The 16,992-nt window shown below is 56.6% G+C and carries 15 protein-coding genes; 10 read left to right on the forward strand and 5 right to left on the reverse strand.

Annotated elements, in window-relative coordinates:
* Positions 1-335: 335 nt before the first annotated feature.
* The 10 genes from gmd (at position 336) to F0155_RS20495 (ending at position 13,489) form a co-directional block, all read left to right on the forward strand.
* Positions 336-1,442, forward strand: coding sequence for a GDP-mannose 4,6-dehydratase (gene gmd / locus F0155_RS20450; protein WP_150526426.1), 1,107 nt, complete (start codon positions 336-338; stop codon positions 1,440-1,442).
* A 4-nt stretch (positions 1,443-1,446) separates the two neighbouring features.
* Positions 1,447-2,436, forward strand: coding sequence for a GDP-L-fucose synthase family protein (locus F0155_RS20455; RefSeq protein WP_150526427.1), 990 nt, complete (start codon positions 1,447-1,449; stop codon positions 2,434-2,436).
* The gene (locus F0155_RS20460) at positions 2,436-3,737 is read left to right on the forward strand and encodes a hypothetical protein (RefSeq protein ID WP_150526428.1); all 1,302 of its coding nucleotides are present in this window, start codon (positions 2,436-2,438) and stop codon (positions 3,735-3,737) included. Before F0155_RS20455 ends, F0155_RS20460 begins: the two co-directional genes overlap by 1 nt.
* A gap of 63 nt (positions 3,738-3,800) precedes the next feature.
* Positions 3,801-4,529: an FkbM family methyltransferase gene (locus tag F0155_RS20465; protein WP_161599859.1), complete on the forward strand. Its 729-nt coding sequence runs from the start codon at positions 3,801-3,803 to the stop codon at positions 4,527-4,529.
* A gap of 118 nt (positions 4,530-4,647) precedes the next feature.
* The gene (locus tag F0155_RS20470) at positions 4,648-6,090 is read left to right on the forward strand and encodes a bifunctional class I SAM-dependent methyltransferase/glycosyltransferase family 2 protein (protein ID WP_150526430.1); all 1,443 of its coding nucleotides are present in this window, start codon (positions 4,648-4,650) and stop codon (positions 6,088-6,090) included.
* A gap of 16 nt (positions 6,091-6,106) precedes the next feature.
* Positions 6,107-6,871 (forward strand): class I SAM-dependent methyltransferase, encoded by a 765-nt coding sequence (locus F0155_RS20475; RefSeq protein WP_208999398.1) that lies wholly within the window; start codon positions 6,107-6,109, stop codon positions 6,869-6,871.
* The gene (locus tag F0155_RS20480; protein ID WP_161599860.1) at positions 6,868-7,839 is read left to right on the forward strand and encodes a lysylphosphatidylglycerol synthase transmembrane domain-containing protein; all 972 of its coding nucleotides are present in this window, start codon (positions 6,868-6,870) and stop codon (positions 7,837-7,839) included. The genes F0155_RS20475 and F0155_RS20480 overlap by 4 nt, the downstream gene beginning before the upstream one ends.
* A gap of 154 nt (positions 7,840-7,993) precedes the next feature.
* Positions 7,994-11,080 carry a glycosyltransferase gene (locus tag F0155_RS20485; protein WP_161599861.1) on the forward strand — a complete coding sequence of 1,029 codons (3,087 nt, stop codon included), beginning with the start codon at positions 7,994-7,996 and terminating at the stop codon, positions 11,078-11,080.
* Positions 11,081-11,135: 55 nt separating this feature from the next.
* Positions 11,136-12,521 (forward strand): glycosyltransferase, encoded by a 1,386-nt coding sequence (locus tag F0155_RS20490; RefSeq protein ID WP_150526433.1) that lies wholly within the window; start codon positions 11,136-11,138, stop codon positions 12,519-12,521.
* 56 nt (positions 12,522-12,577) lie between these two features.
* Positions 12,578-13,489, forward strand: coding sequence for a glycosyltransferase family 2 protein (locus F0155_RS20495; RefSeq protein WP_161599862.1), 912 nt, complete (start codon positions 12,578-12,580; stop codon positions 13,487-13,489).
* A 204-nt stretch (positions 13,490-13,693) separates the two neighbouring features.
* On the opposite strand, the gene tnpC is transcribed toward F0155_RS20495, so the two are convergent.
* From tnpC to F0155_RS20520, 5 genes are all read right to left on the reverse strand, one after another.
* Positions 13,694-15,274, reverse strand: coding sequence for an IS66 family transposase (gene tnpC / locus F0155_RS20500; RefSeq protein WP_244303559.1), 1,581 nt, complete (start codon positions 15,272-15,274; stop codon positions 13,694-13,696).
* A 55-nt stretch (positions 15,275-15,329) separates the two neighbouring features.
* Positions 15,330-15,683 carry an IS66 family insertion sequence element accessory protein TnpB gene (tnpB, locus tag F0155_RS20505; protein WP_150526435.1) on the reverse strand — a complete coding sequence of 118 codons (354 nt, stop codon included), beginning with the start codon at positions 15,681-15,683 and terminating at the stop codon, positions 15,330-15,332.
* Positions 15,680-16,099 carry an IS66-like element accessory protein TnpA gene (gene tnpA, locus F0155_RS20510; RefSeq protein ID WP_342212484.1) on the reverse strand — a complete coding sequence of 140 codons (420 nt, stop codon included), beginning with the start codon at positions 16,097-16,099 and terminating at the stop codon, positions 15,680-15,682. The genes tnpB and tnpA overlap by 4 nt, the downstream gene beginning before the upstream one ends.
* A gap of 69 nt (positions 16,100-16,168) precedes the next feature.
* A complete protein-coding gene (locus F0155_RS20515) occupies positions 16,169-16,825 on the reverse strand; it encodes a UPF0149 family protein (protein ID WP_150526441.1) in 657 nt (218 codons plus the stop codon).
* Positions 16,822-16,992, reverse strand: a 171-nt coding sequence (locus tag F0155_RS20520; RefSeq protein ID WP_150526437.1) for a transposase domain-containing protein, incomplete at its 5' end; no start/stop codon positions are given. The genes F0155_RS20515 and F0155_RS20520, both read right to left, overlap by 4 nt.

Below are 16,992 nucleotides of genomic sequence, written 5' to 3' on the forward strand. Positions count from 1 at the left end.
AATCATACTCGCGCTAGCTACGATGTTACTCATTCATTTACGTCGCCCTTTTTGCCGCGGTTTCGACCACAAATATGAGATGCTTGAGGAAGCTCTTCATTAGCTTGACATAAGTGAATATGTGCGGCACCTGAAAGTGATATCTGAATTTAGCTTTCAACTGAAACGTCAGGTTAGGTGTACGGCAAGTCTGAGGCTGGCGAATGGACCTGAGGTTCGGACCTTATACAAGGATTTATGCTTAAGCCCTGGGCGCAACGAGGGTTCGAAGGCGCCTGCTGACTGGCGTCGCACGCAACGACAGTCGACAACTTACTACTAAAGGTGCGTATTTAATGTCTAAAAAAGCGCTGATCACCGGCATCACGGGGCAGGACGGAGCTTATCTTGCCGAGCTGCTGTTGGAGAAAGGCTACGAGGTACACGGCATAAAGCGCCGCACCTCCTTGTTCAACACTGATCGCATCGACCATCTCTATCAGGATCGCCACGACAAGAATCTTCGCTTCTTCCTGCATCATGGCGATATGACCGACAGCTCGAGCCTGATCCGGATTATCCAGCATATTCAACCAGACGAGATATACAATCTCGCCGCCCAGAGTCACGTCGCGGTGTCGTTCGAAGAGCCGGAATATACTGCAAATTCCGATGCGCTTGGCGTTCTGAGGCTGCTTGAAGCGATCCGCATCCTCGGGCTAGAGCGAAAGACACGTTTCTATCAGGCCAGCACATCCGAGCTATATGGCTTAGTGCAGGAGGTGCCGCAGAAGGAGACGACACCATTCTATCCACGCAGCCCCTATGCTGTAGCCAAGCTCTACGGATACTGGATAGTGGTCAACTATCGCGAGGCATACGGCATGTACGCCTGCAATGGCATCCTATTTAACCACGAGAGCCCGATACGCGGTGAGACCTTCGTCACCCGCAAGATCACCCGCGCGCTCGCCCGCATTAAACTTGGCCTGCAGGATTGCCTCTACCTTGGAAATCTAGACTCCAAACGCGACTGGGGCCATGCTCGTGACTATGTCGAGATGCAATGGTTGATGTTGCAACAAGACAGGCCGGAGGACTTCGTGATCGCGACCGGCGTCCAGTACTCAGTTCGCCAGTTTGTAGAGGTGGCGGCGAACGTGCTCGGTATGAAGTTGCGATGGGAAGGCTCTGGCGTCGAGGAAAAGGGCTATCTGATGCCGCCGTCTCCACATCTGGAAATCAGCCAACCAGTGGTTCAGGTTGATCCGCGCTATTTCCGCCCGACCGAGGTAGATTCCTTGCTAGGCGACCCGAGCAAAGCGATGGAAAAACTTGGCTGGATGCCACAGATCAGCTTCGAGGAGCTGGTCGCCGAGATGGTGCGCGAAGATCTCAAGTTTGCCGAGCGCGACGAACTCGTAAAGAAGCACGGCTACAAGGCTATGGATTATAACGAGTAGACCGATGGACCGTTCCTCAAAGATTTATGTCGCGGGTCATCGCGGCTTGGTAGGCTCTGCGCTAATGCTTGAGCTGCGTGAACGGGGCTACACCAATTTGGCGACCCGCAGCCGCGCCGAGCTCGACCTGACAAATGAGGCGGCGACAGAGGCGTTCTTCGCCACCGAACAGCCTCGCTACGTATTTCTCGCCGCCGCCAAAGTCGGTGGCATCGTCGCCAACAATACCTATCCGGCCGAGTTCATACGCGAAAACCTCGCAATCCAGACCAACGTCATTCACAGCGCATGGCAGAACGGCGTCAAGCGACTGCTGTTCCTCGGCTCTAGCTGTATCTACCCGAAATTCTCGCCACAGCCGATCAAGGAGGAGCATCTGCTGACCGGGTCACTGGAGCAGACCAACCGACCCTACGCAATCGCGAAGATCGCTGGCATTGAGACGTGCTGGAGCTACAACCGGCAATACGGAACCCGCTATCTGGCTGTGATGCCGACCAACCTCTATGGGCCGGGTGACAATTATCATCCGGAAAACAGCCACGTCATTCCGGCTTTGATCCGAAAGTTCGATCACGCCAAACGCAACGGTGAGGCAAAGGTCGTAGTCTGGGGCACCGGCACGCCTCGCCGCGAATTTCTCTACAGCCGCGATATGGCAGCGGCATGTGTCCACCTTATGAGCTTGTCCGACCCCGAGTTCCAGCCGGTTATCGATACCACCAGTGAAACGGATGGTGCTGCAGAGCCGCCCCTGATCAACATCGGCTTCGGCACTGACGTTACCATAGCCGAGCTGGCGCAACTGGTCGGCGAAGTGGTTGGCTTCGAAGGCAAGATCGTGTTTGATCCAAGCAAGCCTGACGGTACCCCGCGCAAGTTGACCGACGTGAGCAAGCTGGACCGGCTCGGTTGGCGCGCCAGCACTGAGCTGCGCATCGGCCTTAAGCAGACTTATCAAGATTTCCTAGCTACCGAGATCGAGGTATCGTGATGAACCTACGGGACCTTGCGCGGCACCAGGTCTTGCTCGGCGTCGGCCTGTTCACGATTCTTTTCTGGGGTCTGCGAATCGCCTATTGGGAAAGCGTTACTGAGCTGCCGTTTTCCGACATGGCAAATTTCGAGTCGGTGGCTCATCAGGTTGCGCAGAACGGCGATTTCTCTTGGTCGCAGTTTTGGCAGACCTACAGTACCCCGACTTTATTTGCAATGCGCGCGCTGGTGCTGACACTGTTCGGCGACGAGCTGATATTCTGGCAGTTCTTTCAGACAACGTTGCTCTGGTGTGCTCTAGTCTGGCTCAGCCTCGAGCTCAGGCGCCTGACCGGCTCCTCGTGGCTCGCGGTTCTGCTCATTGCTGTCGTTGCACTCAGCAAGCCGTCGATATTCTGGAGCCTCAAGCTGTCGCGTGAGAGCATCCACGAGATGTTCACCTACGCTACCGCAGCGTCCTTCCTGCTGATGCTGCGCAATGAGCGGTGGTGGGCACAGCTACTGTTTGGCCTCATACTGATGGCCAATGTGCTAAACCGACCGAACTCTCTGGCAATCCTGCCGCTGGCCTTCGCAGCCTATGTTGCGGTAGACTACCTGAGGGCACGGCGCAACGAAGGGACCACTACCTTCTGGAGCTTTGCTGAAATACGTCGGCTAGTACGGATCTTCACGTTAGTGACTGTCGGCGTAATGCTGCTTTGGGGACCATGGATCGCCCGCAACTACAGCATCTACGGCGAGCTTGTGCCGCTGTCGACTCAAGCATCCTATAGTTTTTTGTGGGATCTTGGCCAGATTAAGGTACGCTTGCCGAACGACACCGTTGTCGTGACCGACGTGAACGAGCTGCAGGCGACGGCATCGGAGAATTTCAAGACCGACCTGGAAGCCAGCCGTTATGCAAATCAGGTGGCTTGGGCATGGATTCGGGAAAACTATTTAGAGCTGCCAAACCATATCATGCGTCGACTCAAGGCCAGTGTAACTATCGACGTTGAGTATCTCAGCAAGGTGTCGCGCACCAGCCTATTCGGCAACCCTATCGACTACACGATCCTGATCGACAAATCGGCACTCGGCGTTATCCTCGGTTGCATCGGGTTGCTCGTTTTGCCACTTCGCTATGGGTTCGAGCTGGCCATCATTCCTGTGGTAGCCGTCATCCCTTGGCTGACCGGTGCTGCGATCGTCGGTTATCCGCGCATGCTTGATCCAAGCCTGCCTCTGATCATGTTTGGCAGCACTGTGTTGGTGGTCGTTGCCGCCGAGTGGCTCTTCCGTTGGCGCCGGCGCTGACCAGTAGTGCCAGACCGCATTCCGTATCGATCGCTATCACACTAAATGCAAGAAAAGCAGACAATGAAAAATTTCATATTTTATTTGGGTGATCGGCTTTACCGGGCGTTTCCGGCGGTCTATGTGCCGCTCTATTCCGCCTACAAGCGCTATTCCGACGTCGCGGCGATCCAGTTGATCGGTGCGAATGTACGGCCCGGTGCGAAGGTAATCGACATCGGCGCCAATATCGGCTTCTACAGCCGATTACTTTACGAAATGGTGGGATCCGCCGGTCATGTATTCGCATTCGAACCGGAGCCGCGCAATTACACTATGCTACGCAAACGGGTGACCGGTCTCAGCAACGTGACGACGATCAACGGTGCCATTGGTAGGCAGTCCGGTCTCGCGAAACTGTTCATTTCGCCCGACCTTAATGTCGACCACCATACCTACGACGATGGTACGGGACGAGCCGTAACGGATATACGAACCTACGCAATCGACGAATATTTCAAGGATCACGGCCCGATAGACTTCATCAAAATGGACATTCAAGGTCACGAGTATCAGGCGCTGCTCGGAGCGCGCGAGATGCTTGCGGCCGCCACCGGGCCGAAGTTGTTCATGGAGTTTTGGCCTTATGGAATATCCCGGGCCGGCGACGACCCTCGTGAGTTATTGCAATTGCTGGCGGATTGCGGCTATGGGATGCAAATCGTCGCAACCGGCGCATTGGAAGATATCGACGCAGTTGTCGATGACCCTTCTTATTACGTCAACATCTTTGCCAGTAAGGGCGGCTCCTGACAAACGATTATAGAGACTGCGTCTGACGCGGCTGCGAACCACAGGTGCCCGTACGAAACGACGGCATGAAGCACGCGCGCTCGGACATATGCATAAATAAAAGGATTGCACATTCGCTATGGCTGAACCCGAAGAAACATTTGCCACCGAGGCGGGCGCATATAGGCAACAACGGCAGGAATTCTGGAACGCCGTCTTCACTCGCAAGCGTTCGTTGCTCGGCGGCTACTACCGGCGGCGCCTACAGCATTCATATGGTAATTTGGTGCCAGCTGGCGCCTCGGTGCTGGAGATTGGTTGTGGTGAGGGCCACCTGCTTGCGGCGATGCGTCCGGCGCAAGGGCTCGGTGTCGATTTTAGCGCGACAGCAATTACCGAGGCGCGAAAGCACTACCCGGATTTGGAATTCCTGATTGCCGATGCGCACGAATTCGAGCTCGGCGAGCGGACGTTTGACTACATCATTGTCTCCGAATTGCTCAATGACTTGTGGGACGTGCAAGCTTTCCTCGCTTGGATCAGGCGCTATTGCGCGCCGCATACTAGGCTGATCTTCAACGTGCAGAGTCATCTGTGGAGCCTACCGTTGCGTGCTGCACGCAAGCTTGGTTTGGCCGAGCCGTTGTTGGTTCAAAACTGGCTTACCCCGCACGACATCCAGAACCTGCTCGAGATCTCTGGCTATCAGCCTCTGCGCCACTGGGAGGAGGTGCTGGTGCCGGTTAATATTCCGCTGCTGTCGACTTTCGCCAACAGGTATCTGGTGCGCATTTTTCCGTTTCGCTTTCTCGCCTTCTCGGCCTTTATGTTGGCGCGTCCCAGCATGGGGCCGAATATCGCCCAACCGACGGTTTCGGTGGTTGTTGCCGCCCGCAACGAGTCCGGCCACATTGACGAGCTGATGGCGCGCATTCCCGAAATGGGTGGAGGCACTGAAATCATCTTCGTCGAAGGTAATTCTACCGACGACACCTACGATGCCATCTCGCGAGCGATTGAAGCCAATCCGCAGCGCAAATGCATGTTGCTGAAGCAACCCGGCAAGGGCAAGGGTGACGCGGTGCGCTGCGGTTTCGACGCGGCAACGGGTGATATCCTGATGATCCTTGATGCCGACATTACAGTGCCGCCCGAGGATCTGCCGCGATTTTACGATCTGGTGGCGAGCGGTGGCGCCGAATTTGTCAACGGCGTTCGATTGGTATATCCGATGAACGATCAGGCAATGCGATTTGCCAATCTGATTGGCAACAAGTTCTTTTCGCAGGCATTTTCCTGGCTTCTGGGTCAACCTATTCGCGACACCTTGTGCGGCACGAAAGTGCTGCGGAAAACCGACTACAATCGTATTGCCGAAAATCGATCCTTCTTTGGGGACTTCGATCCATTTGGAGATTTCGACCTCCTATTCGGAGCCGCGCGGCTCAACCTTAAGATTCAGGAAGTTCCGATCCGCTATAGGGCGCGGCGATACGGTGAGACAAACATCAGCCGCTGGCGACATGGATGGCTGCTGCTTAAAATGGTAGCTTTCGCCGCAAGGCGGATCAAATTCATCTGAACGGCGAGACAGTAAATTGGGTATTCTCAATCAGATCCTGGCACATCCTCTGACGCGCGGATTATCAATCGATGACCCGCACACCACAGAACTACGCCGCCAAATAATCGTCGAAAAACCGTTCCTGAAATCAATCTACCAAGAGTGGTATGGTCGCATTCTTGATGCGTTGCCGTATCGGGATCGTGTCTTGGAATTGGGGTCGGGTGCAGGTTTTTTTAAAGAAGTGCTGCCAAATGCGATTACTAGCGAGATTTTCCCCGTAAAGGGAGTCGACGTTGTTGCCGATGCTTGCAATCTGCGGTTCTCGGACGGCGAGCTTGATGCTATCGTAATGACCGATGTGCTTCATCACATTCCTGGCGTCGATCGGTTTTTTGCCGAGGCATCACGGTGCCTACGTACCGGTGGACGCATTGTGATGATTGAACCTTGGCGCACACCTTGGTCGGAATGGGTTTACACGCATTTGCACCACGAGCCGTTTGAACCATCCGCAGGTTGGGATATTCCCGCCACGGGACCTCTTTCGGGCGCAAACGGCGCCTTGCCTTGGATTGTTTTCTCGCGCGACAGAGAAGAATTCAGGCGACGGTTTCCCAAGCTCGAAATCGTTAAGATTGAACCAATTATGCCGATTTCTTACCTGGTATCCGGGGGTGTTTCACTGCGCTCCCTGGTGCCGAAGTTTCTATATAAGCCCGTACGATGGTTGGAGGGTCTGCTGCCCGCCGGCCATTTCGCGATGTTTGCGCTGATCCAAGTGGAGCGGCTGCCGTGATCAAAGCGGATCACAAGCGCTTTGTCGCGCTGATCACAGGTTTTCTGATCAGTGGACTACTCCTGTGGTTAGCGCTGCGCGACATCAATCTTGCGCATGTCTGGCAGGCGTTCGCCTCTGTGAAATTGCCACAATTGGCGCTGTGTATCGCATTTGTCTTCGGTGGCATCCTCCTCCGTAGCATCCGCTGGCGTTTGATCCTCGGACTGCCGCGGTCGGAGCAGCTGCAAGTTGTCAGAGCTACTTTCCTCGGGGTGCTCGCCAATATGATCTTACCGGGTCGTGCTGGCGAGTTCGTCCGAGCGATTACCCTCGCCAGATTGCGCGGTACTACGGTGGCCGGCCCGCTTGCTGGAGCGGTGATCGATCGGCTCGTTGATATGCTGGTGCTGTTCGTTGCCGGTATGGTCATCTATATGGTTTACCCAGCTGGTGCATTGCTCGCTAAATGGCTGCTGGCACTTGCGATCATATTTGCTACCATCGGCGCGCTGGTAGCGCTGAGGGTGTCGAAGATCTACAATCTTTTCCGCGAGCAATGGTTTGCCCTGCTGCGACGGGTTATTAGCAAATGGCCAGTATCGGTAGAGACCTTCCTGGTCGAGCTCAAGCGCGAGTTCGTCCAGTCTGGACGCAGTTCAGTTCGGACTGAGTTGTTGCTGGTCGTGCTACTGATCCTCGCCTTCGACTATATTGCCTTCTACACGCTAATGCTGGCTTTCGGATTGTCGATACCGCCGCTTGCGCCCTTACTGGTCTGGGTGTTTTTTGCCGCCGGGTCGATTCTGCCATCGGCGCCCGGCTATGTTGGCGTCTACCAAGTGGCGGCAATCTTTTCGTTGTCGCTTTATCAAGTGCCGGCAGCGACATCGGTGGCCTTCGCGACGGTGTTTCAGATCATCATGCTGCTGGTGGCCCTCGCGGCGGCAGGCCCAAGTTCAATGCAGCTATTCAAGGAACGACAGTGAAGTTTTGGCAACACGCATCAGAAGCGAACCAGTCTCGATATTTGTCAATCGAACAAAGGTGTTGAAAACTATCAACTAACGTATCTTCGCTAAATCCTTTGTAAGCTCGTCTCCGAACGGGGGACGAAAATTATCTTGATAGGACATGCTCGGGATGAATGAACGACGTACCGGGATAGCCGATCTAAGCCTTGTCAAGACCACCGTGAAGCGGTTGGTCTGGAATGGCATTAAATATGCCGCGCGCAGCGACAGTGGCGTAGTGACCGCGGTCGGATCTCCGATGTGGACTGGCGTTCGCTTCGCCGCGCGACGCTTCCATAGCGTCCTGGCCTACATCGGTAGGCTGCTGGTGACTCCCAAGGTCATCCTACTTCTTAAGGGTTTTGAGGTCTCCCAGAGGCTCGACCTCCGCGATGGAAACATCAAAGGCATTGCTTTGCTATTCGCCACTTTCCAGCGAAGCAATGACTGCACCGTCGAAATAGTCCTGCACGAACGCACTGGTCGGGTCCTCTACCGCGAGACGGTGGCTGGCAGAAATCTCGGTGACAACGAGCATTATTGGCTTAATCTCGAAGATGTGCAGGAACTAGACCCGAAGGCCGGTATCTGGCTGACTGTCCGCTCGGACGGTGTGCCAGGTAATCATGTGGCGCTCTGGCGTGCCTTTGGTGGCCGACACCATTTTTGGTTGCGTTGCTCGACCGACGACTTCGCAGTTCCGCCCGACGAGGCTAGTGTAGGGCTTCCTTTCCCCGGCAGCCAGCTGTCGCTGTTGCTGCAGCATGATGATAGATCATTCTGTTACCGTCGGGATGAACCGAAGCAGGAAGTGTTGGTTGCGGTCCCGCGACGGGTCGCCCTGCTCGCTACTGACGGCTCCCGTGGCGCCGATTACTGGCAAAATCGATTGCAACCTTCCGACCGGTTGGACATTGTCACTATCCCCCTTGTCGAACTGACAAATGAGCGCCTGAACCAAGCTGGCGCCGACCTACTACTTCTGCCTGCGAAAGCGGAAGTCGGAGCTGCTCGAACGGCTGCCCTGCTTGCCCGCAATTTCGGCATCCCGGTAGCTCTCGTCGCGCTTGACGTGGCTGTGCCCGAGCCGCGCCAGATCAAGGCTTGGCCATTCTTCGCCGACTTCCTGCTCTCCGATCAGACGGCACAGTGCGAACTGTTCTCTCCAAGCTTGCACATCGCCGACGTACCGGTTGCACACGCCGTCGAGCAAGTGCTCGGTGCCTATCGTCAGCGCAGGCTGCCGAAGATCTCACTGGTCACTATTCTGCACGCCAAAGGCGACCAGATCGGCGCAGTGTTCGAGTCCTATTTCAGCCAGACTTATGCCGGTGAGTTCGAAATAATATTCGTCGATGACGCCAGCCCCGCTGCGGAGTCGGAACGCATTGCGGATCTCTTTGCCGAGCTGCAGGAGCGCCTCCAACCAGTTACCCGGATTAGTCATCGTATCATTCGCAACGATAGGAATCTGGGCAACTGCATATCGCGGAACCGCGGTGTCGATGCGGCGACGGGTGATATCATAGTCATCATAGACGCCGATTGCATGCTTAACCGGGATTACCTCAAGGCCCATGCCGACGCGCATTCATACCTGGATTGCGATGTGGTCATTGGTCCGCACAACATTGAGACCAATGACGCGCCGCCGCTGCAGTTCCTCGATGAACTGGAGCGCTGTCCTGAGCGTGCTTTGGCGCTGTCTGAGCTGCAGGACCCGATCAATCTTCACAGCTTCCTCAACTGCATCACTCGTAATTTCTCGATCAAGCGGGTAGCGGTTGACGGGCCACTTTTCGATCCGGCCTTCTCCTATTCTCGCGACCCGGCCACCGGCTTCGGCTGGGAGGACGTTGAGATGGGTTACCGGCTTTATCAACGCGGATTGCGTATCAAGTTTACTACAGATGCCTTTAGCGTACATATCTCCCATCCCTCTGGCATCTCGGACGCTGAGAAGCTGCGCCGAAGCTTCAAGAATTTCAGAAAATTGTTCGACAAGCATCCCGAACTTGGCCTGGCAGCCCGCCGCTGGGCATCGGGCAAATTCCAGCTGCTGCTTGATTGGGAGCAGAGACTTGCGATGGAGACCATCGAGCTACCCGATCGCAGAGCAGTCGATAAGCATTTCAAGAGCATCAACGGTAAGACGTTTTTCATTGGAACTCAGCGGAGGCTGAGGGTGCTGACCTATCGCTGGCACGTACCGCACCAGTACGAACTCTACAAGCTGCCGCACGAATTCTTCTTGGTCACCGGTCTTGGTACACCGATGGGAAACTGGGAATACGGTCAGCGTCCGAAGCCAGCCAACGCCAATTTCATTGCTGCGGCTGAGGTTGACCCGCGCGATTTCGACGTTGCGATCCTTCATTTCGACGAAAACGTGCTGTCGTACGAGAATACCAATGGCAAGATCGGCGCCGACTGGGGCGCATCATTTCGCTGGTTTGTTGAGAATGTCGATCTACCTAAGGTGGCTGTCTGCCATGGCACCCCTCAATTCCACGGCCAGTACACACCGGGCTACAACAAGCCCGATCTCATGCAAGTAATTGAGAAGGCACGGACCCGACTGGTCGAATACGTGAGAGACATTGAGGTCGTCTGTAACTCGCACCAGGCCCATGGCGAGTGGAATTTCCATCGTTCGCGCGTCATCTGGCATGGTTTCGACCCGACCGAGTTCCAGCAAACCACCTACCGGGGTGGCATCCTTTCGCCGCTCGGCCCGCTGGTCACCTCGCGCCCGCATTATCGTGGTTTTTACCTCTACCAGCAGGTGTTCGACGAAAGCTATCCACGAGAGTTCCTGCCGAGCCAGCTTGCGGTTCCGGAACCGGATATCGACTATGTCGATAATATCTATGCCATTGGTAAGTACCGCAATTACGTTGATCAACTGCGCGGCTACAGCGTATATTTCAATCCTACCTTGCGGTCGCCAATGCCACGTGCGCGCGGCGAGCCCATGATGTGCGGTCTCGTCACGGTTAACGCCAACAATCACGACGTTGAGATGTTCATTAAGAACGGAGTCAATGGCTTCTATGCGAATGAGGCGGGCGAGCTGAGGGAGCAGCTTCTATATCTGATGCGCAACCCCGAAGCGACGCGAAAAATAGGAGCTGAGGCGCGACGGACGGCTATGGACGTGTTCAATCATGATCGCTATCTGGCCAGCTGGAGCAACTTGCTCGCCTCGGTTACCTAGGCTCGACTACACTTAATGAACAGCAGATAAGCTTCTTGTACTGGATTGTAGCGGGATGTTTGCCACCAGTGTGATTTCCGAACGGAGCGTTGTAGATGTCAGGCGTCGTCTGCTAGTGGTATGCAACGACGTTATTGGCACGCAGATGGCCGGTTCGGCGATCCGTTGCATTGAAATTGCCCGGGCGTTGTTTCATGACTTCGATGTCACCGTTACCGCGCCGCGGGTGGAAGGTGGGCTCGACTTGCCGTTTCCAGTGTTGGAAACCGACCAACGCCACCATCGCCAACTCGCTGATTGCGCAGACGTCATCCTAGTGCAGGGCAATGCCCTGATCCGCCATCCGTTCCTGAAGCGCGCCCGGGCGGCGTTGATCGCCGATCTCTACTGCCCGCTTCCGCTCGAGTATCACCAATCGTCGCAGGGCGTCGAGATCGGCACACGCATGGCGGCTGGTAGTTATGCTGCCCGCGTCATGGCTGAGCAGTTAGCCTACTGCGACTACTTCCTGTGCGCCAGCGAGAAGCAGCTCGACTTCTGGGCGGGGGCGCTTGCGATGGCGGGCCGGATCAACGGTCTGCGTTGGCCCGAAGCCAGTCATGCCTCGCTTGACGAGCTGCTCGCCGTAATTCCGTTTGGCCTACCCGATGAACCGCCGGTGCCAACCGCGCCGCAGCTCCGTCGGCAATTTGGCATTCCCGCAGATGCCTTCGTGGCGCTGTGGGGCGGCGGCCTCTACCAGTGGTTTGACCCACTGACCATCATCAAGGCGGTCGGCGAGCTAGCCGGTACAGACCGACCGGTGCATCTTGTCTTCATCGGCATCAAGCACCCAAATCCTGAAATCCATCAGCATAGCATTGTCCGCGAAGCGATCGACCTCGCCGAACGGCTTGGCCTCAAAGACCGTTTCGTCCATTTCAATTTTGGCTGGGTTCCCTTCAGTGAACGGCAGAGTTTCTTTCTCGACGCCAACGTCGGGGTGAGCGCGCATTTCGACAATCCCGAGACCCGATTCTCCTTCCGTACACGCATGCTCGACTATTTGTGGTGTGGCCTGCCGATCGTCACCAGCGCTGGTGATAACTTCGCCGACATAGTCGAGCACCGACAGCTCGGCGCAGTAGTCGCCTGCGAGGATGTCGATGGCTGGATCAAGGCTCTGCGAAATCTGAGCAACGATCGGACCCTTGCTGATGCCTGCTCGCGCCGGGTCGCGGAGACAGCCGCGAACTATCGATGGCAAGTAGTAACGGAACCACTGCGCGCGGTTGTGCAGACGCTCGCGCCGGCCTCCGACCGCGACTTCGCCAGAAGTTATTTCCACTCTCGACGCGTGAGGCCTAGCCTGTTGCGGCGGGTACGCTACATATACGAGACTGGCGGGCTGCGTTCGGTCGGAAACACCTTCCGGAGGCGCATCAGACGGTTCTTCTGTTAGAATAGATGAACCGCATGCCTGACTCAGCCGCCTCGTCCCGAAAGGACCGACTCTGCATGAACCTTGAAGCGCCTGATATTTGTGCCGTCATCGTCAGCTATTTTCCCGACCGGGAGAAGCTTGCGAGCCTACTGGACGCGCTGTACGATCAGGTTCAGCACATTGTGGTCATCGACAACGGCTCGTCGGATGCGCAGGTCGCATGGATCGAGGACGCTGCTTCGACTCCCGGCCCCATTCTCATCCGGCTCGGCGACAACATGGGCATCGCCCGGGCACAGAACGTCGGCATAGAGCAGGCCCGCAAGCTCGGCTGCAATGCGGTCATTCTGTTCGACCACGACAGTATGCCAGAGCCTGGCATGGTGCAGAACCTGTTCGAGGTACTGCGTCGTCTCGCCGTTGCCGGCAAGCCGGTCGCGGCGGTTGGTCCTCGTTATACCGATACCCGCCAGGACAACCCCCCGCCGTTCATCCGGATAGAAGGTTTTTCGGTCGTACGCCAACGCTGCGTCTGCGAGGACGCATTGGTCGAGGTTGACTACCTAATCGCGTCCGGCTGTCTGATGCCGATGGCGGCGCTGGAGCGAACCGGGCCAATGCGCGACGAACTGTTCATCGACTACGTCGACATCGAGTGGGGGTTGCGCGCAAAGGCGGCGGGACTACAAAGCTACGGCGTGTGCGGCGCCCGTATGCAGCACGAGCTTGGTGATACGCCGATCCGTTTTGGAGATCGCATGATTCCATTGCACAGCCCGCTGCGTCACTACTATCATTTCCGCAACGCAGTCTGGTTATACCGGCAAACCGGCTATCCGATAAATTGGCGGATAGTCGACGGATATCGTCTGCTCCTCAAATACGGCTTTTATTCATTGTTCGCCAAGCCGCGTCACCTCCACTGGTGGATGATGACCAAAGGCATTGCGCACGGACTGATTGGACGACTCGGTCGATTGAGCTAACGACATCCGTACGTGCAGTACAAATCCACACTCATTGGGTTGTAGAGGTAGTCGCAGGATTTCGGATCAGTTGCTAGGTGTTTGATCCCAGATTTTGAGTAAGACCGCATGTCTTTCTCGCAACGGCCCGTCCTCGATCAGCCTGTAACTTGATCGCATAGCGGCGGATACCGTTGTAAGCGTTGTCAGCGCCTCACGGCAGTTTCAGCTTGACGGGTTGAAGTTCCATGGCAGGAATTCGTCGATCCGGCTTTTTGGATGGCCGGTTGCGATTGCTTCGAGGGTGGCCTTGAGGTAGGCGAAGGGCTCCACGTTGTTGATTTTCGCGGTCTCGATGAGCGATGCGATGCGGCCCCATGTTCGACCGCCCTCGTCATGGCCTGCGAACAGGGCATTCTTCCGGTTCAGGGCAATTGGCCGGATCAGGTTCTCGACACTGTTGCTATCAATCTCGACACGGCCGTCGTGGAGGAAGGTCTGCAAACCGTCCCAGTGACGATGGATGTAGGCAAGCTTCTCGCCGAGGCGGGACTTGGCGGAGGTCCGGCGGCGTTGCTTTTGCAGCCATTCACCGAAGGCTGCGACCAGAGGCGCGGTTCTAGCCTTCCGGGTCGCGAGCCGCTGCCCTGGCGCCGTGCCGCGGATATCGGCCTCGATCCTGTAGAGCTCGGCAATCCGTCGCAGGCCCTCGGCGGCGATTTCTGAGCCGTCGCGGTCGAACACTTCCTTCAGTTTCCGCCGTGCATGCGCCCAACAATGGGCAACGCGGATCGGATCGCCGCCCTTGCGGGAGGGGCGCGTCAGGCAGTTGCAGCCCTGGTAGCCGTCGAGTTGCAGGATCCCGTCGAAGCCGGCAAGGAAGCGTTCGGCGTTTTCACCTGCGCGTCCCGGCGCATAGAAGAAGACCACGCCGGGTGGATCGCCGCCGTCCCAGGGCCTGTCGTCCCGGGCAAGCGCCCATAGATAGCCGGTCTTGGTTTTCCCGCGACCTGGATCGAGCACCGGCGCCGTGGTTTCGTCCATAAACAGCTTGGTGGAGACCTTCAGATGCGCGGCCAACCGGTCCACGACCGGTTTGAGATGGAAGGCGGCCTTGCCGGTCCAATCGGCCAGTGTCGCGCGATGGATGTCAATCCTCGAGCGGGCCAGGATCTGGCTTTGCCGGTACAGCGGACAGTGATCGGCGTATTTGGACACCAGCACGTGGGCAATGGCACCCTCGGTGGGCAAACCACCCTCGATCAGATGAGCGGGAGCCGACACTTGAGTAACCCCGTCCGTGCAGGACCGGCAGGCATACCTGGGCCGCACAGTCACGATCACACGCAATTGCACAGGCACGATGTCCAGCCGTTCGCTCCGATCCTCACCGATCTTGTGTATTACCCCGCGGCCGCCCAGTTTCCGGCAATGGGGACACTCAAGACTGTCGGGTTCCATGACGTGTTCAATACGCGGCAAATGATCGGGCAGGTTGCCAATATTGCGCTTTGCGGCCCGTTTGCGTTTAGGCTTGTCGCCGCCGGGCACCTGCGCCTGCTTTTGCTCGACCTCGGCCACGGCGACCTCAAGGTCTTCGAACGCCAACTGGCGATCATCATCGCTCAGCTTCTCGGACTTCTTGCCGTGGACCACATGGTTCAGCTCGGCCACCAGATGTTCAAGACGCTTGTTGATCTCTTCCAGTTCCCACACCCGTGCGGCAGTGGCCTGCAAGACCTCGAACGCCGCACGGTAATCCGGTGGCAGGATCGAAAGATCAAGGTCTTTGAAAGCAGCGGTCATGGTCGGATTTATACACTGAAGTCAAATCCATGACCCCTGCATTCGACACCATGATTCATTCTGCCGCAGCGGGCGGGCGGGCCTCCAACGCCTTCACCTTGCGCCAGTCCAGACCCGAGAACAGCGCTTCGAATTGGGCATGGTTCAGCGACATTGCGCCATCCTTGATGGCGGGCCAGGTGAAGGTCGTATCTTCCAGGCGCTTGTAAGCCATGACCAGGCCGGTTCCGTCAAAATACAACAGTTTCAACCGGTCTGCGCGCTTGGACCGGAACACAAAAACTGTGCCGGTGAACGGGTCCTTGCGTAGAACAGACTGGACCAACGCGGCGAGGCCGTCGTGCCCTTTGCGAAAATCGACAGGCCGCGTCGCCACGAAGACCCGCACCCGGTTCGAGGGGAAAATCATGACCCACCCCCAAGGGCGCGCACGATACCGGCAATCCTGTCCGGGCTCGCGGAAACCTCCAGGCGGATTGTGGTTCCCCCATGAATGATCTCCACCGCGGCCAGCGGCTTTGCGTCCTCTTCAATGGGCGCCAGGGGCGGTTCCAGAACGGCCGGTACAAACTCGGCTCCCGGAAGATCCGGCACAACAAGCTTACCTTCCCGGGCCAAACGCCGCCATGCCGAAAGATGATTTGGCTTCATGCCCACGCGGCGGGCAACCTCGTTCACACTCACGCCCGGCAGATAGGTCTCAGCGACAAGCTGCCCCTTCACTTCTTTGGGCCAACGCCGCTGTCCCCTATCACGTGGTAAAATCTCATAACCGCATATGGACCCCATATGGAGCTCTCTGTGTACTCCCAAACCTGCCTCCATTCCCAAATAGTCAATGGGACTGGTGTCCGATATCAGAACAAAAACGAAAAGGTGGGGTTCCGCGAACGCTTACTTAAGACCGCAGCACCGTTTGTATTTCTTGCCTGCCCCGCATGGGCAAGGATCGTTCCAGCCGACTTTGGTTATAGGCCCCGCATGCGTATCGGGGGTTTGCAGCTTGAGCCTTGCGTGATGAAGGACCTCGATTTGGGATGGGATGACGTCAGCCGCGATGTTTTCCAATTCCTGGTCAATGTCCTCGGGCTTCGCGTTTGGTTCCGTTGCAATTTCCATGAGACGGGCAATGACGAACAAGGCGTTTTGCAAATCTTCTTCGGCATCTATTTCGTAGATCAGCCAAGCGGCGGGCTGCAATTGCATGGCCTGATGGAACCCGTCCACCCACAGCTCCCATAAAGGACTGCCATCTATGTCGATGTTGTAGATCGGGCTGTAGCGCCTTTGGTTCAGTTGCCGGATGATGTCGTTGTAGTGTCCCATGATTAGGTCGAGAATGTCTTGAGCGTGCTTTTCGTTCTTGAAGTCCGGGAGCTCTTCGCCCCAGATCAGAGGCAGCCATTCGCTCGGCGCAATGAGGTCGGGACAGACAATGACACCGGCAAGGAAGCCGTCGAGTTCGCTGAGCAGCATGGCGTCCTCGTCAACCGCCTCGCTGTGCAGGAATGCGTCCAGTTTTAGCAGCCGTCTGGAGAGTTTGCTTGTCATTTGCAGCACCACGGCAGCAGTTCATCGATTCGGTTGATGGGGTGATCGGCGATGTGGGTCAGTACGTCTCGCAAATAGGCTTCCGGATCGAGGCCGTTGAGCTTGGCGGTCTGAGACTGTGCAGATTTTTGTGCCCTGGCGCTTTGATTACGCCATTGGGAAGCGGT

The sequence above is a fragment of the Roseibium sediminis genome, from assembly GCF_008711325.1.
GTDB classification, from domain to species: Bacteria; Pseudomonadota; Alphaproteobacteria; order Rhizobiales; family Stappiaceae; genus Roseibium; species Roseibium sediminis.